General features: G+C 67.2%; 17 protein-coding genes. 6 read left to right on the forward strand and 11 right to left on the reverse strand.

All coding sequences use genetic code 11. The features are described 5' to 3' along the window. Nucleotides 1–138: 138 nt before the first annotated feature. The 3 genes from PYV00_RS01855 to PYV00_RS01865 are packed head-to-tail and all read left to right on the forward strand — an operon-like array spanning nt 139 to nt 3,474. Nucleotides 139–1,020 carry a glycosyltransferase gene (locus PYV00_RS01855; RefSeq protein WP_275226540.1) on the forward strand — a complete coding sequence of 294 codons (882 nt, stop codon included), beginning with the start codon at nt 139–141 and terminating at the stop codon, nt 1,018–1,020. 52 nt (nt 1,021–1,072) lie between these two features. Then, nucleotides 1,073–2,302 (forward strand): glycosyltransferase family 4 protein, encoded by a 1,230-nt coding sequence (locus PYV00_RS01860; protein ID WP_275226541.1) that lies wholly within the window; start codon nt 1,073–1,075, stop codon nt 2,300–2,302. Then, entirely contained in the window at nt 2,299–3,474 is a 1,176-nt protein-coding gene (locus PYV00_RS01865) for an acyltransferase family protein (RefSeq protein WP_275226542.1), read from the forward strand. Before PYV00_RS01860 ends, PYV00_RS01865 begins: the two co-directional genes overlap by 4 nt. Before the next feature lie 46 nt (nt 3,475–3,520). Here the strand turns inward: PYV00_RS01865 and PYV00_RS01870 are convergent, their stop codons facing one another. Next, nucleotides 3,521–5,479 carry an acyltransferase family protein gene (locus PYV00_RS01870; RefSeq protein WP_275226543.1) on the reverse strand — a complete coding sequence of 653 codons (1,959 nt, stop codon included), beginning with the start codon at nt 5,477–5,479 and terminating at the stop codon, nt 3,521–3,523. A gap of 336 nt (nt 5,480–5,815) precedes the next feature. On the opposite strand from PYV00_RS01870, the gene PYV00_RS01875 reads away from it, so the two are divergent. After that, nucleotides 5,816–6,871 (forward strand): polysaccharide pyruvyl transferase family protein, encoded by a 1,056-nt coding sequence (locus PYV00_RS01875; protein WP_275226544.1) that lies wholly within the window; start codon nt 5,816–5,818, stop codon nt 6,869–6,871. Nucleotides 6,872–6,904: 33 nt separating this feature from the next. On the opposite strand, the gene PYV00_RS01880 is transcribed toward PYV00_RS01875, so the two are convergent. The 5 genes from PYV00_RS01880 to PYV00_RS01900 are packed head-to-tail and all read right to left on the reverse strand — an operon-like array spanning nt 6,905 to nt 12,568. Then, the gene (locus tag PYV00_RS01880) at nt 6,905–7,765 is read right to left on the reverse strand and encodes a hypothetical protein (protein ID WP_275226545.1); all 861 of its coding nucleotides are present in this window, start codon (nt 7,763–7,765) and stop codon (nt 6,905–6,907) included. Further along, nucleotides 7,762–9,270: a lipopolysaccharide biosynthesis protein gene (locus PYV00_RS01885; RefSeq protein WP_275226546.1), complete on the reverse strand. Its 1,509-nt coding sequence runs from the start codon at nt 9,268–9,270 to the stop codon at nt 7,762–7,764. The genes PYV00_RS01880 and PYV00_RS01885 overlap by 4 nt, the downstream gene beginning before the upstream one ends. Next, complete coding sequence (locus tag PYV00_RS01890) at nt 9,267–10,319, reverse strand: hypothetical protein (protein ID WP_275226547.1); 1,053 nt, start codon at nt 10,317–10,319, stop codon at nt 9,267–9,269. Before PYV00_RS01890 ends, PYV00_RS01885 begins: the two co-directional genes overlap by 4 nt. Nucleotides 10,320–10,350: 31 nt before the next feature. Next, nucleotides 10,351–11,394, reverse strand: a complete 1,044-nt coding sequence (locus PYV00_RS01895) for a glycosyltransferase (RefSeq protein ID WP_275226548.1) — start codon at nt 11,392–11,394, stop codon at nt 10,351–10,353. Nucleotides 11,395–11,437: 43 nt separating this feature from the next. Next, entirely contained in the window at nt 11,438–12,568 is a 1,131-nt protein-coding gene (locus PYV00_RS01900) for a glycosyltransferase family 4 protein (protein ID WP_275226549.1), read from the reverse strand. 173 nt (nt 12,569–12,741) lie between these two features. Between PYV00_RS01900 and PYV00_RS01905 the strand changes: the two genes are divergently transcribed. Both PYV00_RS01905 and PYV00_RS01910 read left to right on the forward strand, forming a co-directional pair. Further along, the gene (locus PYV00_RS01905) at nt 12,742–13,977 is read left to right on the forward strand and encodes a WcaI family glycosyltransferase (protein WP_275226550.1); all 1,236 of its coding nucleotides are present in this window, start codon (nt 12,742–12,744) and stop codon (nt 13,975–13,977) included. Next, complete coding sequence (locus PYV00_RS01910) at nt 13,974–15,098, forward strand: glycosyltransferase (protein ID WP_275226551.1); 1,125 nt, start codon at nt 13,974–13,976, stop codon at nt 15,096–15,098. Before PYV00_RS01905 ends, PYV00_RS01910 begins: the two co-directional genes overlap by 4 nt. Nucleotides 15,099–15,128: 30 nt before the next feature. Here the strand turns inward: PYV00_RS01910 and PYV00_RS01915 are convergent, their stop codons facing one another. Genes PYV00_RS01915 through PYV00_RS01935 form a run of 5 tightly spaced genes read right to left on the reverse strand, consistent with a single transcriptional unit; the run spans nt 15,129 to nt 21,388 of the window. Then, the gene (locus PYV00_RS01915; protein WP_275226552.1) at nt 15,129–16,406 is read right to left on the reverse strand and encodes a hypothetical protein; all 1,278 of its coding nucleotides are present in this window, start codon (nt 16,404–16,406) and stop codon (nt 15,129–15,131) included. Next, complete coding sequence (locus PYV00_RS01920) at nt 16,400–17,320, reverse strand: hypothetical protein (RefSeq protein ID WP_275226553.1); 921 nt, start codon at nt 17,318–17,320, stop codon at nt 16,400–16,402. Before PYV00_RS01920 ends, PYV00_RS01915 begins: the two co-directional genes overlap by 7 nt. Before the next feature lie 31 nt (nt 17,321–17,351). After that, nucleotides 17,352–18,530 (reverse strand): hypothetical protein, encoded by a 1,179-nt coding sequence (locus PYV00_RS01925; protein ID WP_275226554.1) that lies wholly within the window; start codon nt 18,528–18,530, stop codon nt 17,352–17,354. Beyond that, complete coding sequence (locus PYV00_RS01930; RefSeq protein ID WP_275226555.1) at nt 18,530–20,785, reverse strand: GumC family protein; 2,256 nt, start codon at nt 20,783–20,785, stop codon at nt 18,530–18,532. The genes PYV00_RS01925 and PYV00_RS01930 overlap by 1 nt, the downstream gene beginning before the upstream one ends. Before the next feature lie 3 nt (nt 20,786–20,788). Beyond that, nucleotides 20,789–21,388 (reverse strand): polysaccharide biosynthesis/export family protein, encoded by a 600-nt coding sequence (locus PYV00_RS01935; protein ID WP_275226556.1) that lies wholly within the window; start codon nt 21,386–21,388, stop codon nt 20,789–20,791. Nucleotides 21,389–21,439: the final 51 nt, after the last annotated feature.

Consider the following 21,439-nt stretch of genomic DNA (forward strand, 5'->3'; position numbering starts at 1 on the left):
CTCGCATTGTGACCATCGGTTCGCGGCTGCCGTCGCGGCTTTCGCACGGCGTTCCGGGATGACGGCGCGCCTGGAGTTCCGGTGGACCGATACCATCACGGAGCCGCAAGGCGCTCTGGTTGCGGCATCGGGTAACCCATGCTGAACGGGGACGCGCTTCCCCCCGTCGACGTGATCATTCCGGTCTGGAACCGGCCCGATGATATCCGCGTTTGCCTGGAGGCGATCGGCAGGCAGACTTACCCGCGCGAGCTCATGAACGTGCTTGTGGTCGACAACGGATCGACCGACCACACGCCCGACGTGGTGCGCGGGTTCGCCTGGGCGACACTGCTCAGCGAGCCCGCGCCCGGCTCCTACAGCGCGCGCAATGCCGGCATCCGGCATGGGACCGCGCCTTATGTCGCGTTCACCGATTCCGACTGCATTCCCGAGCCCGACTGGCTGGAGAAGGGGATAGCCACGCTGCTCCAGCATCCCGACGCGGGCGTGGCCGGAGGGGACATCCGCCTTTTCCAGTCGGGGGCCGACGCGGACCCGCTGGTCGCCGATTACGAGCGCCTGCACGCGCTCAACCAGCAGCGCATGACCAGCGCCAATGGCTGCATGACGGCGAACTGGCTCAGCCCCCGGGCGGTGCTGGAGGAACGCGGAGGATTCGACAGTAGCCTGAAATCGACTGCGGATTCCGAACTGGCCAACCGCATTGGCCAATCGCGCAAGGTCGTCTTCGCCCCGCAGGCCGTGGTCCAGCATCCCGCCAGGGGCACGCGCGCGGAACTGTTCCAGAAGGAAAGGCGCACCATGGGCGGCCGGTGGCAGAAATATGCCGAGGTTTCGATGGGAGGCTGGAAGCGCAAGCTCGCCATCGAACTGGCGGCGCGCATGAAGCGGCTGGCCCTGTCCGATCTGGACTTGCGCCGCAAGGCGAGGATCGCCGTGGTCGATATCAAGGTGTTTCAGGTGCAGCTTCAAGAATTGCGCCGTCTCGGCAAGGGTGGCGAGCCGAGCAGGGACTAGCGTCACCCCGCCGACCGGAGCCGGCGGGCAGACAGACAGGCACAAGGGTCGCATGGAATTTGAACGGCTGAGACCCGAGCGGATCACTGTTTTCGCAACCGGCACCGAAGGTTACGGCATCCGCAGATGCCTTGTCGCGATGGCCGAGGGCCTGGCCGCGCGCGGGGTCGCGGTGCACTTCGCGGCGCTCAGCGGTACGGGGCGCCTCGCCGATGTGCTGAAGCAGCGGCAATGGCCGGCGACGGTCTTTGCCGAAGGGCCACCCAGAAGCGTGAGCGGAGGCGGATTGGGCAAGCTCGTCGGGATCGGATCGCGGGGCGGGGCGCAGATCGCCGCCGCTCGCCGGCTGGCGCGCTGCGTGCGGGAGACCGGGAGCGAGGCGATCCTGCTGTGCAGCCCTTTGGAAACCCTCGCCGCCTCGGCCGCCGCGCGGATGACCGGGGTGAAAGCGTTCTGGATGGTCCCGAACGAGATCAACTCGGGCTATCCGCTCGATCTCAACAAGCGCCTTTATCGCGCGCTGTTTCGCCATGGCAACCTGGTCCCGCTGGCGAACAGCCGCTTCACCGATGCGTCGCTCGGCCCCGGCGCCTTTCAGCGCCACGTCTGCCATCTCGGCATCGATCCGGCCGAGTTCGACCCTGCGCTGGACGGCAACCGCACCCGCGCCGGGTTGGGCATACCCGACGAGGCGGTGGTGATCGGCCTGTTCGCCCGGATGGTGGAGAACAAGGGCCAGTTGCAGATGCTGCGCGCCATCGCCACGCTGGGCGGAAAGGCGCGGGACGTGCACCTGCTGCTGTGCGGCGGCCCGATGGACACGCCTTATGTCGCGAAGCTGCGCGAAGAGGCCGCCGCCCACGGCATCGCCGACCGGATTCACCTGATGGGCGAGCAGAACGACATGCTCGGCTTCTATCAGGTCAGCGATATCGTGGCCAATTCGCGGCTCGATCCCGAACCGTTCGGCCTGTCGGTGATCGAGGGCATGATGCTGGGCAAGCCGGTGCTGGCGCATCGCGCCGGCGGGCCCGCCGAGACGGTGGTCGACGGGAAGACCGGCTGGCTGATCCCCTCGCCGGACCTGGAAGCATTCACCGCCGCGCTTGAACGCGTGCTGGCCGATCGCCCGCGCTGGCCGGACATGAGCGCGCAGGCCCGAGCCCACGCGCTGGCACACTTCACTGCCGCTCACATGGTCGAGCGCGTGCTCGCGGTGATGCGGCAGAACCTCCACGCCGTTACCGCGCGCGTGGATCTGCCTGGGGAGGGTGGCCGATGATCGCTTCGAAGCCGATGTTTTTCAACGAGATCGTTGGGCTGCGGATATATCTCGCGCTGTGGGTGGCGGTCGGTCACGGGCTTCAGCTTGCCGGCTTCCTCGACAAGTCCAACGCGATCCTGAAAGTCCTCCTCAACGGGCATTCCGCCGTGATGGTCTTCATCATCATCAGCGGGTTCGTCATCACCAACCTGCTGCTGGTCAAGCGCGAAACCTATCCGCGTTACATCGTCCGCCGGTTCTTCCGCCTCTACCCGGCCTATGTCCTGTGCCTGACGGCGGGATATTTCATCTGGGACGACTGGGCGTGGATCGTACGCAACGTGCCCTGGTCGTCCCCGTCATGGGCCCGGTATTCGGCGCAGATCGTCGAGATCAGGGGGGAGATGGACCGGAACTTCTGGCCTCACTTCTTGCTGCACGGCATCATGATGCATGGCGCGGTGCCCGATGCCGTCCTCAACCGCGCGGCGATGACTTTCGTGCCGGCCGCGTGGAGCATCTCGCTCGAATGGCAGTTCTATCTCGTCGCCCCGCTGGTGATCGCGGCGTTCCGCAAGCCGTGGCAGACGCTGTTGGTCGTGGCGATCGCTCTGGGCGCCTTCGCGGCCTATGAACTGGGTTTGCTGGGCCATTACGATATCCAGTCCTCGCTGGCGGCATCCACGCCTTGGTTCATCGTGGGAATTGTCTCGCGCCTGGGCTTCGAGCGGCTGTCGCGGCTTTCGCTCTCTCCGCTGCTGGTCGGCGTGCCGATCGCGATGGCGGTGATGCTCGTCATTCCCGAACCCTTGCCGATCGCGTTGTGGGCGGTGTTCTTTTCGTACATGCTCTGGCAACGCAATGCCCCGGTTACGGGGGCGATCTTTCGCTTCTTCACCACCACGCGGCCGTTCCAGCTGCTGGGCGAGGCCAGCTATTCGCTCTATCTGGTCCACCGCCCGGTGCAGATCGCGCTCGCCAGCGCGATCATGACGGGTTTTGCAGTGACGCAATGGTCGATGGTGGTCATCCAGTTCGCGGCGATCCTCATCGCCATCCCGCTCAGCATCCTGATGTATTTCACGGTTGAGCGGGCCGGGATCAAGCTTGGTCAGCGCCTCGCGCAGCGCTTGCCGGGGCCGTCGACGCCCGCCGAGCCCTCGCCGCCGCCCGTGCCGCTCGCTTCCTGACGCGCGCGCCCGCGAACCGCGGCGGCCGCGCGCATGGCGGACGGGTTCAACGCAACGGGTTCGATCCGGCGGCGAGAGTGTGGCCGTTGCCCGTGCCCTGATCGTCGGCGGAGCGCAGCAGCGGCACGAGCCGGCTCGTCAGTTGGCGCGCTCCGCGCAGGCTGACGTGGTTCTTGTTGAAATAGAGCGCGCCGACCCCCTCCCGGTGCATCGGGCAAAAGCCGCCCGGACACAGGGCGTCGGTCGTCGAGACAAGCCGCGCGCCGGTCCTCGCGGCCATGTCGGCAAGGTCGCGGTTCCATTGCGAGGCGCCGCTCTCGTATTCCGCGAGCGGCCGGCCGAACCCGTCCAGTTCCTCCCCCCGCGCCGCCGCATAGCCCAGCGCTATGGGAGGATCGGCCTGGAACCAGGGAAACTGGGTGACCACCAACAGCGTCTTGTCGGCATCGCGCAGCTTCGTCATCGCTGCCTCGAACCCTTGCCGGAAGCCGTCGGGATCGTCGTCGTAGCTGATGCCGTTGGCGGCGAGGATCACGGTATCGACCCGCGAATCGGCGATGATCGCGTCGAGCGCGGCGCGGTTGTGGGCGATGCAGTTCGGTCGGTCGGCCGGCCGGTAATCGAGCGCTGGCGGGCAATTGGATGCGGTGACCTCGATCACGTTGCGGCCCAGTTCGCGCGATTGCTGGCCGAGCGCATAGGCCAGCTCGGCGCCGTGACTGTCACCCCAGACGGCGATCAGCCGGTCATTGCCCTGATCGCCGAAGATGCAGTTGCGCGCATAGGGCCTGGGCGCGCCGCCATCGTTGTGGCACCGCGCGCGCACCGGATTGTGATCGTTGACCGTATCGAACAGCGCCAGGCTCCGTGCTGGGAACCGCGCGGGAAAGCCCTTCGCCAGAAGAATGGGAACGACCGCGAGACTGCCGCAAGCCATCGCCAGCGCCCCGGCGCGGACGAACGGGAACGGACCGGCGCGCCAGCGCAGGATCGGCTGCTCGATGAACCGGTATGACAGAAACGCAAGCGCAGTCGCGCCCATCAGCGCGGCGCCGGCCAGCGGGGAAGGCAGGTGGTTGCCGTACAGCACGCGCAGATAGGCCAGGATCGGCCAATGCCACAGGTAGAGCGAATAGGAGATATCGCCGAAGAAGCGGAAGCCCGACGTCGAGATCAGCCGCGAGGCCCATGGCCGGCCGGCGCCCGAGCCGGCATGGAGGACGAGCGCGGCGCCGATCGTGGGGTACAGCGCGTTGAGGCCGGGAAACGGCGTCGCTTCGGAAAAGGCGAAGACGGGCCCGATCATCAGAGCAATGCCGGCCAGGCCCATCGCGTTGCGTGCATGGGGCGATGACGGCAGCGGCAGCCGCGCAACCGCCAGGATCGATCCCGCCAGCAATTCGAAGCTGCGCGTCGGAAGCAGGAAATACGAAGCGCTGGCGGATACGTGCAGCACCGCTTGCGAAAGCGCCAGCGAGGCGACGAAGGCGGCGGCGAAGATCCATCCGGCGTAGCCCCTCGCGAAGCGGACGACGGCCAGCACCACCACGGGCAGGAAGATGTAGAACTGCTCCTCCACGCCGAGCGACCAGGTATGCAGCAGCGGCAGGAAATCGGCCGCCGTCGCGAAATAGCCCGAGGTTCTCCAGAAATAGATGTTGGACACCGAAAAGATCGCCGCGATCGTCGATCGCGCCAGCGCCTGCAACTCGTCGGGCGAGAGGATGGCGATACCCACGGCCAGCGTGGGAACGAGCATGGCGAACAGCGCCGGGAAAATCCTGCGGATGCGGCGGCTGTAGAAGTTCGCGAAGGAAAACCGGCCTTCCATCGCCTCGCGATGGATGATCCCGGTGATGAGGTAGCCCGAAATCACGAAGAACACGTCGACGCCGATGAATCCGCCGGGGAAGGTCCGGGGCAAGGCGTGGAACAGCAGCACCGACACCACCGCGATGGCGCGCAGGCCCTGGATATCGTCGCGCCTCGTTCGCTCCTGCGTCATTCGCACGACCCCGTCTGCCCGCCCCCATCGCGGGCCGGTTCGCTTGCCATCGTCTCTTCGCTCCCGCCCCTTGCGTACGGGCGATCCCGCCGCGCAGCGATTGCCGACAAATTTTGCTGCGACGCAAAATTCCGCGCGACAATCCCGCCGAAGAATATATCCATATCGGCGTTGAAACATCCAGATCAGATTGGTTTATCGGATCAACCGGACGGGAACGAAGGCGCGATTGCCCGGCTCGCGGTGTCCTTGCGCCGCATCCGGGCGGGAGGTCACGACCGCGCTCCGTCTCGGCTTGCGACCGGGCCGGGCGTTGCAAACTAGCGGAAATTTCGAATGAGCAAGATATTCGTGAGCATTGCCGGGCAGCACGACAACCTCGGCGATGTCGTGCTTCACCGCTCCATGCTGAAGGCGCTGCGCGGGCTCGGCAAGCTGCACATCGTCTCCCACACTCTCGACGCGCCCTATGTGGGCGCGGTGGTCGACGGCGAGCGCGATGACGTCCAGACCGATGCCGAAGCCTGGAACTCGGCGCTGCGCTCGGCCCTCGGCCGGGAGCGGATCCTCTACTTCCAGAAGCCGGGCGAACTGGTGCTGACAGGGCGTCGGCTCGGCCGCGATCTGCTCCATTCGCTCACGCTTCGCCGCATCGCCCGGCGCGGCGGGGCGAGCTTCGTGCTGGGCGTCGGTGCCCGCAGTCCGGCGAACCCGTGGCGGCGCCTGGCGCTGCGTCTGGCATTCGCGCCCTATGCGCTGGTCGGCTGGCGCGACGTGCGCACGGCGCGGGAAATGAAGATCGGGCAAGTGATGCCCGACTGGGCCTTCGGCGATGGCACGCCCGGCGCGGAACAGGGCGATGGCCCGCGCGACCAGCTGGTCGTCTCGCTGCGGATCGACCGGCCCGAACCCTCGGAGGAATGGCTGGAAGCCTTGCGCCTGTTCGCGCAGCGTCGCGAGCTTGGCATCGCCGTGGTCTGCCAGGTCGCCCGCGACATGCCGCGCTGCGAGATGCTCGCGGCCAGGCTGGGCGGCACGCTGGCGCCGTGGGTGGAAGGTGATTTCGTCGCCACCGAGGACGCGCTGCGCGCGCTCTACCGCCGCACCGCCATGGCGGTGAGCGACCGGCTGCATGTGCTCATCATCGCCGCGACCGAAGGCGCGGTGCCGCTCTGCCTGCTCGACCGCGAGGAAGAGAAGATCGGCCGGCATTTCGACGCGATCGGCTTTCCGGGCTCCGCCCAGACCGCGAGCGGCCCGGATGTCGAGGCGCGCGTCGCCCTGCTGGAGCGGCAGTTCGCGCGGCGGGTCGAACTCGTCGCGGCCTGCGACAAGGCGCGCGAGGCGGTTCGCGCCGTCGAGCGCGAAGTGGCGCGCATCGCCGGGGCGTGAGGCGGGCGGCGCCGGGTCAGCCGGTGGGCCGGATCAACGAAATTCCTCGTTCACTTGCCGGAAGACGGCGGCCATCCGCTCGATCCGATCCTCGAAAACGCTGTCGGCGCTGCGCTGGAACGCATCTTCGCGCAGTTCCCGTTTCAGCCGGCCGGCCAGTTCGCGGCTGCATTGCAGCCAGTTCCAGCCGGTGCTCGCCTTGCCCCAGAGGCCTGCCTGCGGCCAGTCCTTCATCCGGTCGATCGGCTGGACCACCGGATCGAAGTCCAGCTCGACCGAGCCGACCCAGTCGCTCCACTTGAAGTGGTGGGTCTCGCCCTCGTTGCGCACGTTGCGGAAGGTGACCGGCCGCCAGGGGATGCGCAGCGCATCGGCGAAGATCGAGCCGTGCATCGCCTCGCAGAACACCCGCTCGCATGAATTGAGCGCCTCGAGGAACGGCTCGACCGGCATCCGGGGCGAGATCAGCCGCGCGCCGAGCTGCGCGGCGATGACTCGCCACAGCGCATGGTTGGTGCGAAAATAGGGGACGATGCCGATGCCCTTGCGATTGGGCGAGGGCCGCACATAGCGCGCCAGCAGCAGCGCAGGATCAGAGATCGCCTCGCCCGCACCGAGCGCCTCGACCGAACGCGGTCCACGCACGAAGCGGATATCCCAGCTTTCATCGAGCGCCGGCACCCGCGCCTTCGAGCGGGCGCCGGTGCCGAGCACCAGCTTGCGATCGAACCCATCCCATTTTTCCGAAACCAGGATCGAGCCGATGCACAGCAGCACCGATCCCGATTCCCCAAAGCGGAGGTCGGGCAGCATCCTTTCAATCAGCCAGGGATTGAGATCATCACCGACATTGCCGATCGCCGACTTGTGATAGCCCAGGGTGAACGTGGTCATCTGGGCTGCGTCCTCAACCTGGAACGCAAGGCGGAAAGCAGCGTGTGCACTTCCGTCTCGGGCCCCTTGGGCCGACCGCTCGCCAGCCAGAGCCCGAAATGGCTGGCGAAGAACACGCAGACCCCCAGCGTCACGATCGATCCCAGCTGAAGCACGAGGATCTGCGGCGAATGCCCGGTCCCCATGGCGCCGCGCAGCGCGATGCAGGCGGCGGCCATGGCGATGACCGAGACGACCGAGCGCGAGATCATGCGGAATTGCGCGGCAATCGAAATGCCGAGGAACCGCGCTACGAGCGTGGAATTGAGCAGCACCACGACAAATCCGCCGCTGAACACTCTCATGCACAAAAACCCATACAGCCCCCAGAAATACAAGCCCGCCAGGATCAGTGGCAGCCTGACGAAGAGCACGGTCAGCGACCGGAAGAACAGGATCTTCTGCTTGCCCATCGCCAGCAGCACCGCGTTGATCGGCGCGATCATCGATTGCAGCGCGAAAATCGGGCTGACGAACTGCACCACGGTTGCCGCGACGTGCCATTTCGGCCCCAGCATCAGCGCGATCAGCGGATCGGCCACCAGCGCCAGGCCGACGCCGGTGGGCAGCACCAGCATCGCCAGCATCTGCTGGCTGCGCGCAAAGGCGGCGCTCAGCCGCTCGGGCGCGTGGACGAGCTGCCAGAAGCCGGGAAACAGCACGCGCTGCAGGGGATTGAGGATGGCGCTGTAGAGGATGTTCGCCAGCGTATCGCCCAGTGTGTAATAGCCCAGGATCGTCCGGCTCAGGATCCCGGCGACGAAGAAGTTGTCGAGCCGCCCCGACAGCGTCGTCGTGATCGAGATGAGGTTGGTCCAAACCGAGAAACTCAGCAACTCGCGCCAGCGCACGATCGTGAAGCGCGGCCGGAACGGCAGCATCGCGCCGACGATCGCGCTCAGCGTCACCGACCCGACGATCGGCCCGACGACGATCGCCCAATAGCTGTGCGTCAGGAAGGCGGTGGTCACGGTGGCGATGAAGCCCGCGACCTTGCTCGACATCTCGATGCCCGCGATCCTGGAAAACTGCAGCTTGCGGGACATCAGGACATAGCGCGGGCTCTGGAACGCGCCGGCCAGCGGCGAGAGGCACAAGGCGAGGCAAATCCACTGCAGGCGCGAATCGTGGTAGATCGTGCTCAGCACGAAGCCGCCCAAGGTCAGGCCCACGACCACCAGCAGCGCGCGCAGCACGGACAGGGTGAAGGCGGTATCGTAGTGGTCCTTCTCGCTGTTCTTGATGATCAGCAGCGCGTTGGAAATCTGCAACTCGGTGATGATCGTCAGGATCGTGAACAGCGTGGTGGCCAGCGCGACCAGGCCGAAATCCTTCGGCATCAGGAACCGCGCCAGGATCATGATGTTGAGCGCGTCGATCGAGCGGCCGATGACGGTGGCCGAGATCATCCAGCCCGCGCCGCGCGTGACGGCCTGGCCGACGGAGGCGGGAGGAGCCTCGCTCATCGTGCCGGCCGCACCCGCCCGAGCGCGGGGAAGCGTCGGCTGGTTCGTTCCCACAAGTCGATCAGCCGGTCCTCGGATCGCCAGCGCATACCGTTCACCGCGCTGACCGGGCACAGTTGCCGGTCGAGATCGGCGAAGGGTACTGGCGCCAGCGCGCAGGCCTCATCGTTGAGACCGTAGGACAGGAGCACTTGGTCCCCGTCGAGCGGCAGGTTGCCGGCGGGATAGACCACGGATCTGACTTTCGGATTGAGCTTGGGAAGCGTGAAGCGTTCGCCCAGCGGATTGGGCAATTGCAGCGGCTCGAGCGTGAAGCGGCGGATGGCGAAGGGCGGCTCGGCCTCGAACTCGTAGCATTGGGCGACGTAGACCGAGCCGGTCGGGCGCCGGAGCGAAGCGTGGCAGAAATGATAGAGCTTGTCGCCGCGCTGTACCGGCTGCGCACCGCCCCGGGGCAGGCCGAAGCGATCGCTGATCGGGTGCGAGTTCCAGTAAGTCGTCGCGAAGTCGGCGAAGATCATCCGGTCTTCGTGCCAGTGCCGGAGCTTCAGAACGCGATGCGGCGCGATGGAATAGATCGCGAAGAGGCTGCCGCCCTGTTCGAACAGGATCCAGTTCTTCTCGATCTTCTGGCGCGGGCCGTCGATCTCGATGCGGATGGGCTTGCCGGCGGGCGCGAGGCGATCGCAGTCGACGCGGATCAGGAACTGATCGTTCTCGCCCTCGTTCGCGAAGCCGGTGTTCCAATAGACAAGGATCTCGCCGCCGATGGTATAGACGCGCGGGTCGGCATACCAGTCGCTGTCCGCCCCGATCGCGTCGGAAAAGGGCGTGGCCGATCCCGGCAGCGGTTGCCGCGTCAGCGGATCGATGACGCAGGCGGCTATCCTGCGGCCGAGGTCTGCCCGCACCACGCGGTAGAACGCAAAGATCCGCGCATCGACCGCGACGATGCAGGGGTTGAACACATAAGTAGGTTCCGCGCTCTTCCACACATCGGGGACGAGCAGGTCGGCCGGCAGCAGGCCGTGCGGGGCGGCGCCGGTCATCGCGATGGCCGGCAAGCGCGCAAGTTCGGTGTCATGCCGGACATGCCGCCTCCTGGCGCCGCAACGCGATCGCGGTACGGTAGGCCTTGTAGTGGAGGTCTCCCACCACGCTCCAGTCGCGCCCTTCCAGCCTTGGGCGCGCGGCGCGCGGCGTGTCGCGCACGCGGGCCAGGCAATCGCGCAGGATGTCTGACGTCAGTTCGCCTTCGAACATGTTGATCCATCCCGGGCCGACCTCGGCGGCCAGCATCGCGTTGCTTGGCGACCGGGGCACCAGTACCGGCCGGTCGAGCGATAGCGCGACGAGGATCGCGCCCGAATTGTGCATTTCCCGGTACGGCAGCACGACCAGTTCGGCCCCGCACACTTCCTGCGCGAGCACGTCGTCGGGCACGAATTCGAGCCGCGCGGTGATGCGCGGGTCATCCCGGCACTGCCCTTCGACCAGTTCGCGCAAGCTGCCGCTCGGCTTGCCGACGACGCGCAGGCGCAGATCGGCGTCGGACATGCCGCGAAACACCTCCAGCAGGCGCTCGACGCCCTTGTACGGCTTGATGAGCCCGAAATAGAGGATGCGGCCGGGCTCGAACGCCAGCCCCTCCACCCCGCGATAGCGCCCGCGATAGTGGCCGTGCAGGATCGTGACCCCGGTCTTCCCCTCGAGCGGGGTCGCGGCATTGAGCCGGATGAACAGATCGGTATGGCGGTCGCACCGCTCGAGGCTGCGCTGTTCGAAGGCGTCGCCCGGTTCGTGCGGGTGCAGGTTGTGCAGCGTTCGCACCAGCGCCGCGCCGCGCAGCCGCAGGCGTGCCAGCAGAAGGCGGAACAGCGCCAGCCGCGCCATGCGCCGGGCCGGATGGCCGTCGCGGATCAGGAACTCGGGCCAGTGGACATGGAAGGCGTCGTACCGGCCGAACAGCGCCTCCCGCCAGGAGAAGAAGCGGAAGCTGACCTGCGGCGGCGCGGCGGCGGTCACCTGATCGACATAGCGCGTGGTCCCGTCGGGCGGGGCAAGCGACAGGAGGATCGTCAGGGGGATGGCCTCGCTGGTGTCCACGAAGGGTATCTCGGGCATTATCGGAATCCTTGCACCGGCGGGCGCCGAGCTGAAAGCGATGCTAGGCTCGCGGCTTCTTGAGCGTCCGGGCGAAATGCTCGTCCAGCCCGCGAAATCCGTCGATCATGCGATCCATGCTCAATTCGTGCTCGACATAGGCGCTCAGCTTCTCCTTCAGTGCGGCGCGCGGGCCGGGCGGGGCCAGCGCCTGGCGCATCGCCGCCGCCAGGCCATCGACGCCGGTGTCCCGGACCCGGAAGCCCGTGGTCCCTTCGATGACATAGGCATGTTCCGGGTGGTGATGGTTGGCGAAGGCATCGTCGAAGATCATCACCGGGACGCCATAGGCCAGCGCGTGATTGACGCTGAGGCCCACGCTGCCGCCGATTACCAGCAGGCTCGCGCTCTGGAACACCTTGGCGATCTCGTCCTCATCGTAGACCGCGCCGCGCAGCGTCACCGCCTCGCCGCCGGGTGTGGCGGCTGCTTCCACCGCCGGCCGGTCCGGCCCGTCGCCCACCACGGTCATGCGCGCGCCGGGAAAGCTGGCGCGCAGCCTGAGGAACGCCTCGATCACGCGGGGGACATGCTTTTCGGGCGTCAGCCGGCCGACGCTGACGATATGCGGCGCCAGCGGATCCACCGGGCTGGCATCGATCGCGCGGCCGGGCATCTCGTCCATCGCCAGCGTGTTGCGGGCCACGAAGACCGGCATCTTTGCGCCCAGTTCCCGGTTCAGGTACCGGGCGCTTTCCTCGCTGTAGACGAGCTGGGCGTCGGCGCGGCCGAGCAGCAGCAGCCGCGTCTTCTGGACGATGCGGTCCTTCAGCCGTTCGAACCCCCGCTCGCGATTCCAGCCTTGCGACCAGAAGGCGAAGGGAATCGCCGCGCCGCCCAGCGCCAGCCGCCACGTGCTCGAAAGCTGCAGCGAGAATTCGCACACCAGCGCTTCCGCGCCGGTTTCCCGCAAGATCTGGGCCAGCGGCACTTTCGCCCGATACTCGTTGCTTTTCTGCCGCTGGAAATCGAACCCGGTCAGCCAGGCGTGGTCCTTGGGCAAGGCGCAATTCAGGCCATGCGACGGTCCGACGTTCGCGCAGGCGACCTGCCAGCCCAGCTCCTCGTGCAATTTGCGGAAAACGGGAACGCGATAGTGTGGGACGACGCGCTGGATTACGACCGACTTGACCACGAAATCTCCTGAGGTGCGTCGATCCGGCGAGACGCTGGACTCGCGGAAACATACCTATCCCATACCGGCAAGACAACGCTGTTGCAGCGCAATATCGCGCTTGCGGCATCTTGCGGTCCTTCCATGCTGCGCTACAGCTATATCCGTTATGGATTTATTGTGCAGGAGCCGACGTGCGGATTGCCGTCTTAACTATCAATTATGCTCCCGAGCCCATTGGAATTGGTCCATATTCGGCACAAATGGCGCAGTCGCTGGCGGCCCGGGGGCACGAGGTTACGGTGATCGCGGCCAAGCCCTATTACCCTGGCTGGCGGGTCGATCGCGAATGGCGCGGCGGATGGCGCGTTAGCCGCGAGGGCGGCGTGCGGGTGGTGCGGTGCCCGCTTTATGTGCCGGCCAGCCCCAGCGGCCTCAAGCGCCTTGTGCACCATGTCAGCTTCCTGCTCACCAGTGGCCTTGCCGCCTTGCGCGAACGGATGCGCGGGCGGTTCGATGCGGTCGTCGCGGTGGCGCCCTCGCTGATGGCGGCGCCGGTCGCGGTGCTGGCGGCGCGCTCGTGTCGGGCGCGATCGTGGGTGCATGTGCAGGATTTCGAGCTGGAGGCCGCGCTGGCGACTGATCTGCTCGGCAAGGGAAGCCTGCTCGCGCGGACCGGCGCGGCGGTCGAGCGCAGCATTTTCCGGCGCTTCGACCATGCCAGCAGCATCTCGCCGCAGATGTGCGCGCGGCTGGTGGACAAGGCCGTTCCCGCGGACCGGGTGTCGGAACTGCGCAACTGGTCCGATCCGCCCGCGCCGCCGCTCGCTTCCGCGCCCGATTACCGGCGCGACTGGGGGCTGGGGGACCGGATCGTCGCGCTCTATTCGGGCAATATCGCCAACAAGCAGGGGATCGACATCATCGTCGATGCCGCGCGGCTGCTGCGCGAGCGCGCGGACATCGCCTTTGTCGTTTGCGGCGAGGGGCCCAATCGCGAGCAACTGGTGCGATCGGCCGAGGGCCTCGGCAACATCGAGTTCCATGACCTGCAGCCGCGCGAGCATCTTGCCGCGATGCTGGCCTGCGCCGATCTCCACCTCTTGCCGCAACGGCCCGAAGCGGCCGATCTCGTGCTGCCTTCCAAGCTGTGCAACATGCTCGCCTCGGGCCGCCCGGTGATCGCCACGGCGGCCGCGGGCACCGGCATCGCCGAGGAGATCGCCGGCTGCGGCATCGCCACCGAGCCTGGCGATGCCGCGGCCCTGGCGGCGGCGATCGCCGCGCTGGCCGACGATCCGGCGCGGCGCGAGGCGATGGGGCGCGAAGCGGTGCTGCGCGCGCGCGAACGCTGGAGCGCGGATGCGATTCTCAGCCGGTTCGAGGCGGACCTCGTCGCCCTGGCCGGCAAGCGGGGGCAGCGTGCATGACCTCGCGCCCGTGCCATGTCGCCTTTCTGTGGGACCAAAGCGGCGACTACCACATGGATCGCGCCGAAGCCGTCGCGTGCGCGCTGGGCGAGAGGGGCCGGGTCAGCATTATCGAGATCACCACCCGCAGTCGGGTCTATGACTGGCCCGAATGCCGGCCGAGCGACCAGGTGTCGCGCATCACCCTGTTCCCCGGCAAGTTGGCGGAGGACGTGGGCGAACTGGCCACCGCGTTCGCCCTGAACGCGGCGATCCGGCGGGCCGGCATCGATCAGCTTTTCGTGGCCGGCTATGAGCATCCCGCGCGCTTCGCGCTGGCTGTCTGGCAAGCGCTCAAAGGGCGCGCGCCGGTGATCATGCTCGATTCCAAGTTCGACGACAAGCCGCGTCACTTGCGGCTGGAACTGCTCAAGCGGTTCCTGCTCATGCCTTATCGCGCGGGCTTCGCGTCCGGCGCGCGGGCGGTCGCCTACATGCGCTTTCTCGGGCTGAAACGGCGGCCGATCGCGGTCGGCTACGATACGCTTTCGATCGAGCGGATGCGCACGCTGGCTCAGGGCGTGGCCCCGCCCTGGCGGGAGCGTCCGTTCCTCATCGTGGCGCGCATGGTGCCCAAGAAAAATATCCAGACCGCCCTGCGCGCATTCGCCGCGATGCCCCGGACGCACCGCGCGTTGCGTATCTGTGGTGATGGGCCCTTGCGCGAGACGCTGGCGGCGGAGATCCGCGATCTGGGCATCGCCGATCGCGTCGTCCTGCTCGGTTCGGTCTCGCAGGAAGTCGTCGCGCGCGAGATGGCCGGCGCGCTGTGTCTCGTGTTGCCCAGCAGCGAGGAGCAGTGGGGGCTGGTGGTGAACGAGGCGCTGGCGCTGGGCCTGCCGATCATCGCCGGCGACAATGTCGGTGCCAAGGACCTGCTGATCGCCAACTACGTCAACGGCTTCATTCTCAACTGCGACGACATCCACGCCTGGGCGCTGGCGATGCACGCGCTCGACACCGACGAAGCGCTGTGGCGTCGTTTCGTGGAAGGTTCGCACGACCGCGCGCACGATGCCGATTCCGCCCGGTTCGCCGATGCGGTGCTGGAGTTGTTGGGGCTCCAGGGTTCGATTCCCTGATACGCACCGGCCCCGCCGTATACTCGGGCATCAGCGCTCGGGTGCGGTATCCTCGGCGCCGCGCGAGTGGACCGCCAGGATCGCCAGGGGAAGGCCGATGGCGAAGGCGGCGCCACCCGACTGAACGGCGGCGAGGACGCCGTGCCAGACATGCCCGAGGATCGCGGCGGCAAGCGATACGGTGAGCGTGACGCCGAGCGCCAGGTTGAGGCGGCGCGGGCCCAAGACCATGTAGCTCAGGCCGGAGAAGCACTTGAACACCACCACCGCGCCGAGCCCCGCGTAGATCGGCAGGGCCTGCAACTGGCTCATGGGTGCCGCGACACCCATCGCTCGATCGACATAGAAGGTATTGGCCAGCCAGAGCGCCAGCGCCGTCGCCGTGCCGTAGAGCAGCGAGACGGCCAGCCAGGCCGTCATGATCCGCGATTGCCGGCTGGCATGGTGCTGGTCCCAGATTCCCCGGATGTAGCTGGTCAGCGGCACGAGCGTCAGCAGGACCGGCGCCAGCGCGATCATGAACAGGCGCACGATCGTGACATACCAGGCCCCGGCCTCGGGCGGCAGGTCGGTCTGCACCATGACCACCGAGAAATTGACCGCCATCATCACGAGGCCATCGATCAGGCCGATCGGCAGGCCTTCGCCCAGTGCTCTCCAGGCCGGTGGCGCCGAGCCGTGGAGCAGGTAGGGCCGCCGGATCAGCAGGAAGGCCCCGGTCAGCAGGCTGGCGAAAATGCCGGGGCCGATCATGACCAGGGCCGCCGCCAGCGGATTGCGCGATACCCAGCCGATGCCGAGCCCGAGGGCATAGGCCAGGATCTGGAAACAGATCTGCGCCCCGGCGGTGAAGTAGTGTTCGTTGTACGCCGCCCGTGCCTCGTCCATCGCGCCGGTGAGCCCATTGATGATCGGCAGCATGGCAATGGCGAAGAACAGCGTGCCCCGATCTTCCCACACCGCATAGGCCGCCGCCGCGACCGCGCCGGTCAGGGCGGCCAGCAGCGAGGCGCGGGCCAGCGTGCGGAAGGCGCGGGCTTCCTGCTCGTGCCGTGCCTGCAGCATGGCTTCGCCGATCCGGCGCCGTCCGAGGATGTTGCCGCCGCTGAACAGTACCGAGGCCAGGCCGCCCAGCGCCATCGCCGCCATCAGCTCGCCATAGCGCGCGTCGCCCAGTCCCTCGTGGATGAGCGGGATGAAGAACAGCAGGCCGAGGAACGAAGGCGCGCGCGACAGGAAGTTCAGCGCCAGCGAGAACTGCGCCTTGGTGCGGTGCGATGGCGATCGCGCGCGCGCGGCCGTCAGCATGGCGGACCGGGCGGCAGGCCCTTGATCCGGCCGAAATCGTTGTCGATCACCAGCAGGGGCGTGTCCCGGGAAACCGGGCTCTCGCCGCCGCCGGGCGGTGCGCGCCATATCGAGGGCATATCACCCAGGAATGCCGCCCAGCGCGAAAAGGTGGAGTTGGAACCGATCAGCAGCGACGCGCTGGCGAGGCCGATAAGGTCCGAAAGGGCGTCCGGCCCGCGTCGGACCGAGATGCCCGGCAGATCGAGCAGGGGCGCAAGCTCGCCGTCGCTGCCGTCGGAATAGAGCCGGATGGGCATGTCAGGCCGGCGGCGGCGCACACCCGCGATCGCGCCCCGGTACCAGTCGAAGGCGATACGACGATTGAAATCGTCGCGTTCGTTCGGGTCCTCGGACGGCGGGAAGAAGTCGCCCAGCCGGACATGAACCGCCGCATAGCCTTCACTGCCCCATCGCGGCATCGGGCGCGGCGATCGCGAGATCTCGATCAAGCGGGCGCGGATGGCATCACGATGGGCACCGAGGCCGTCAAAGGTATAATCGCCCAGGACCACTCTGAGCGGTCCCTCGGCCATCGCTTCCCGCGTGATCGCGGGCCCGGTCGCCACTGTCTCGTGCGGGCGCAGCAACCGCAGCAATGCCCGCAGGCGGGCCTCGCCGGTCCATTCGTCGGGCGCGGCGCGCAGCAGCAGTCCGTAACGGCGCAAGTCCCGCACGCCGCGCAGCATCGCCGCGAGGCGCAGATGCGACCATTCGGGCGCGACCAGCGGCCGGCCGAGTTTCCGTGCCATGACAAAGGCGGCGAAATAGACGAAGAAGCAATTGCCCAAGCCTGCTCCGCCAAGCCGGATCAGGCCAAAGTCGTGCCGCGATGGCAGGCTGGCGTAGACGAAGGGCACAATCTTTCCGTTCATTGGCGACGTTCGTTGAGGACAAGGCCGACGGCTAGTCGATACGCAGGTCGGAAATGGTCGCGGAATATTGTCGGGGCAATTGTCCGGGAAGGGCGATCAGCGTGACGCTTGCCGCCGTGCAGTCGGACGGGACGGTGAACGCGATCTGCGCCATGTTACCGTCGGGCACGGGCTGCGAGCGAATCCGGGTGGGGAGTTCGCCGCTCGCCGACAGGCATTTGACGCTCCATGCGAACGCGCGGTCGGCATCGCCCGCCTGATCGGTGACGCGCATCTTGAGCACATGCTCGCCGGGCGCGATGGGGAAGATGCGGCTGATGAGCGCCTGCCGGTTCTGGCCCTGGCTCGTCACCGTAATCGCGCCGGGGCGCTCCTGCGTGACCGAACCCTCGCGGCCGGGGCTGACAGCCCAGACGAAAGGCGAAAGATCCAGCCCCTGAAACACCCGCTCCAGGCCCGACGGTGACGGCGAACCCAGCGTGCCGAAACGGCGTGACGCGGTGATGGCCAGGGTGGGCTGGCTCTTGGCGATCAGCGTGCGCTCGAAGACATTGATCTCTTCTGGCGCGGCGGGAGCGTGGAGCCGGGCCAGCTCGGCCAGCATCGCCATCCAGGGCGCATAGGCCTGCTGGGGAAGGTCATCGGTCGCCCGCAGGAAATCGATGCGCCACGCCGGCCGCTCGGCAAGCCGCTGCGCGAGCGCTTCGGCGGCCCCTGGCAGAAGCAGCATGGCTCGCATCGCGGCGACCGTTCCGGCGGGGTCGATCTTCTGCCGCGCCAGCGCGTCGATGCGGATCGCCGCCGCGTTGACATCGCCCGCGCGCAAGGCGAAGCCCAGCAGCAGCTTCTGCATCGCCCGATCGCGCCAGCCGAGCTGCGAGGCCAGGGTGAGGGTCCGGGCTGCGTCGTCGACCGCGCCGCCGCGCAACTGCGCGAGTGCCAGCGTGCGCAGCGTCGCCGGATCGAGCGGGCGTGCCGCCAGACTGGCGCGGGCCAGCGCGATCGCCGTGCCCGGCTGGCCGATGAGCAGTGCCATCTGCGCCGTGGCGGATCGGCCGGTCGGCGTATCCTTGCGCCCCATCACCAGCACGGCGGCGGGGTTGTAGCGGATGATCGTCGTCGAGAAGGCCTGGAGGCAGCCAAATCCCCCCGCGACAAGCAGCCCGATCGCGAAGCCGACCCGCGTCAGGGTAAGGGGCCGCGGCCGCATTACTTCCGGTTCTTGGACCAGGGCCAGAAGGACCTGGCTCTCTCCTTGGCCTGATGGCCATAATGATATGTATAGGCGTAGCTGTATTCGTACGAATAGCCGTAGCCGCTCTGCCTGGCGTCGAACTTGGTAAGGACCGCGCCGATGATGCGCGCGTTGTTCGCGCGCAGGCGCCGGATGGCGACCTTGGTCTGGCCGCGGTGGCCACGCCCGGCTTCGACCACCAGCAGCGTGCCATCGGCGATCGAGGCCAGCAGCGGCCCGTCGGCAAGGCCCATGACCGGCGGTCCGTCGAGAATGACCACGTCATACTTGTCCGCCACCAGGTCGATCGTGCCGGCGACCAGTTCGCCGCCGAACAGTTCCGCCGGGTTGGGCGGCATGGTGCCGCAGGTCAGCACGTCGAGGTTGGGCCGGATTTCGGTGTGTACCGCCTGCGCGAATGTGTCACGGTCGACGATTACGTTGCTGAAGCCAGGTTCGCGCGGGAGTTCGAGCGCGAAGTGGACGGTCGGCTTGCGCAAGTCGCCATCGATCAGCAGCGTCTTCTTGCCGATGGCGGCGAAGCTGCGGGCCAAGGCGATGGCGGTGGTCGATTTACCTTCCGAGGGAAGGCTGCTGGTGCACAGGATGACTTTGGGCAAGCCCTCGGCGGTCGAGAAGCTGAGCACCGATCGCAAGGCCAGATAGCTCTCGCTGAAGGCCGAGAGGCGATCGTCGAGCTGTTCGAAGGGCGTCTCGTCGTCCTGCAGCTTGGGAATGGCGCCGAGGAACTGGGTGCCCAGCTTCTCCTCGACTTCCTCGGGCGAACGGACCGCGTCGTCGAAGGTCTCGCGCAGATAGACAAGCGCCACCGCGATCGCCGTGCCGGCGAGCAGGGCCACCAGCAGGTTGATCAGCGGTCGGGGGGAAATCGGCGCGGTGGGAACCTGGGCACTGTCCAGCAGGACGACGTTGGCCGCGCTCATGCCCGCGACCGTGCTGACTTCGCGATAGCGCTGGAGCAGCGAATCGTAGAGCGAGCGGTTGGTATCCGCGTCGCGCCGCAGGATGTTGTACCGCACGCTGCGTTCCTGCTCGGAAAGAGCGGTCGAGCGCAAGGCATTGAGCTGGCCGCGCAGCTCGTCTTCCTGCCTTACGGCGAAATCGTAGTTCTGCTTGAGCCCGCCGACGATTCCCTTGGAGATCTGGGCGATCTGCGAGTCCAGCTCGCCGATCTGCGCGCGGATCTGGCGCATTTCGGGGAACTCGCTCTGGCGGCGTTCCGCCATCTGCGCATAGTTGGCCTGCAGGGCGGCACGGTCGCGGATGAGCGACTGGACCGTCGGGTTGCCCTGTACTTCGGGCAGCGAACTCGTCGGGCTGGTGCGTGCCGCGACATAGCGTTCCTGCGCGGCGATGCGTTGTCCGGTGGCGGCGCTCAGGGCTTCGTTGATTGCCAGCAGGTTGCCGCTGACCAGCGATTGCGCCGTGCTGTTGCTGGTCTTGTCGGAGGCCTTGGTGATGTTGAGATCGAGCAGGCCGGCCTCGCGGGCATAGGCGATGGCGGCGCGTTCCGAATCCTCGAGGCGCAGCTTGGCGGTCGCCAGTTCCTCCTCGAGGAACTTGCGGGCGTAGGCCGTCACCTCGACCTTCTGCTGCAGATTGTACGAGATCGCGTTCTGCGCATAGGCATTGGCGATCTCGGTCGCGAGGCGGTTGTCGGGGCTCGAGACGTTCAGCGAGACGATGCGCGATTCGCGACTTGGCTGGACCTCGAGCGAGGACATCAGCGCCGACAGAACGGCGCGCCGGCGCTGTTCGCTGACGCCGGCGAGTCCGCTGGGGTTGGCGGCGGGTTCGGGCATCTGCATCGACTGGAAGAAGGTGTTGCTGGTGTAGAGCTTGAGGCTCTCGGCGACGCGTTCGGCCAGCGCCCGGCTGCGAATGACGTCCACCGCCGTCTTGAGGAAGCGCTCTTCCGCCGCCGTGCCGCCATCGATGTCGGGCTCGACGTCGGCGCTCTTGCTCAGTACCTGCGCGTTGCGCGGGTCGATCTGGATGGTGGCGTAAGCCTGATAGATAGGCGTCGTGAACATCGTCACGAGCAGGCCGATGAGCAGGCTGATGGCGATCGTGGCGATGATCATCAGCCGGTTTCGGTAGACCGCCGCCCACATCCGCCGCAGATCGAGACGCGACTGATCGGCGATCTCGATCTCGTCGGGAAGGATCGCGGCCTTGCCCGGGTTCATCTGGTTGATGGCGTCCCCCATTATCTAGAAATACCTGAACGCGATGCCGATCAGCGGAGTTGCCGTGAGCAGATCCCTGTAGCCCTGACGAATGGCGGACGTTCCCACCACGATCTTGTCGGCTGGCAGCACTGCGGGATCGTCAGCCTCGCCGCGCTCGATCGCCGCCAGATCGAAGATCGCGCCGGCGCGCCGCCCGTCGACCTGGCGGATGATGGCCACGTCGCTGCGCCGCGCCACGTTGGTGGTCCCTTCCGCCAGCGCCAGGACATCGACGAGGGTTGCGGGGCCCTTCACCGTGTAGACACCGGGATTCTTGACCGCGCCCGTCACCGTCACCCGGTCGAGCAGGCCGCCGGTGCGTTCCACCGTCACGTTGGGATGGCGCAGCAGGTTGGCGCCCAGGCGCCCTGCGATGTCCTGCGAGAGTTCGTACGGAGAGCGGCCCGCCGCCGGGACTTCGCCCAGGATGGGCACCACCAGATTTCCGGCCGCATCAATGGTCCCGTTCTCGACGCCGAGCTGGGGTTCCTGATAGACCCTGACGATAACGGTATCATAAGGCTTGAGGCGAAGCTGCGCCATCGCCTGCGCAAGCGTGGGGACCGGAAACGTCTCGGCCATGTCAGTGCCGAGCGGGAGATCCGGATGCTGCGTCGCGCCACATCCACTCAG

Source organism: Novosphingobium album (ex Liu et al. 2023) (assembly GCF_029076845.1).
Lineage (GTDB): Bacteria > Pseudomonadota > Alphaproteobacteria > Sphingomonadales > Sphingomonadaceae > Novosphingobium.

Excerpts from the sequence above, each read along its gene's own strand:
- PYV00_RS01885 (WP_275226546.1), bottom strand. The coding sequence starts at position 9,270 with ATGAGCGAGGCTCCTCCCGCCTCCGTCGGCCAGGCCGTCACGCGCGGC.
- PYV00_RS01935 (WP_275226556.1), bottom strand. The coding sequence starts at position 21,388 with ATGGCCGAGACGTTTCCGGTCCCCACGCTTGCGCAGGCGATGGCGCAG.
- PYV00_RS01910 (WP_275226551.1), top strand. The coding sequence starts at position 13,974 with ATGACCTCGCGCCCGTGCCATGTCGCCTTTCTGTGGGACCAAAGCGGC.
- PYV00_RS01930 (WP_275226555.1), bottom strand. The coding sequence starts at position 20,785 with ATGGGGGACGCCATCAACCAGATGAACCCGGGCAAGGCCGCGATCCTT.
- PYV00_RS01860 (WP_275226541.1), top strand. The coding sequence starts at position 1,073 with ATGGAATTTGAACGGCTGAGACCCGAGCGGATCACTGTTTTCGCAACC.
- PYV00_RS01890 (WP_275226547.1), bottom strand. The coding sequence starts at position 10,319 with ATGACCGGCGCCGCCCCGCACGGCCTGCTGCCGGCCGACCTGCTCGTC.
- PYV00_RS01920 (WP_275226553.1), bottom strand. The coding sequence starts at position 17,320 with ATGAACGGAAAGATTGTGCCCTTCGTCTACGCCAGCCTGCCATCGCGG.
- PYV00_RS01855 (WP_275226540.1), top strand. The coding sequence starts at position 139 with ATGCTGAACGGGGACGCGCTTCCCCCCGTCGACGTGATCATTCCGGTC.
- PYV00_RS01915 (WP_275226552.1), bottom strand. The coding sequence starts at position 16,406 with ATGCTGACGGCCGCGCGCGCGCGATCGCCATCGCACCGCACCAAGGCG.
- PYV00_RS01870 (WP_275226543.1), bottom strand. The coding sequence starts at position 5,479 with ATGACGCAGGAGCGAACGAGGCGCGACGATATCCAGGGCCTGCGCGCC.
- PYV00_RS01880 (WP_275226545.1), bottom strand. The coding sequence starts at position 7,765 with ATGACCACGTTCACCCTGGGCTATCACAAGTCGGCGATCGGCAATGTC.
- PYV00_RS01865 (WP_275226542.1), top strand. The coding sequence starts at position 2,299 with ATGATCGCTTCGAAGCCGATGTTTTTCAACGAGATCGTTGGGCTGCGG.
- PYV00_RS01895 (WP_275226548.1), bottom strand. The coding sequence starts at position 11,394 with ATGCCCGAGATACCCTTCGTGGACACCAGCGAGGCCATCCCCCTGACG.
- PYV00_RS01875 (WP_275226544.1), top strand. The coding sequence starts at position 5,816 with ATGAGCAAGATATTCGTGAGCATTGCCGGGCAGCACGACAACCTCGGC.
- PYV00_RS01925 (WP_275226554.1), bottom strand. The coding sequence starts at position 18,530 with ATGCGGCCGCGGCCCCTTACCCTGACGCGGGTCGGCTTCGCGATCGGG.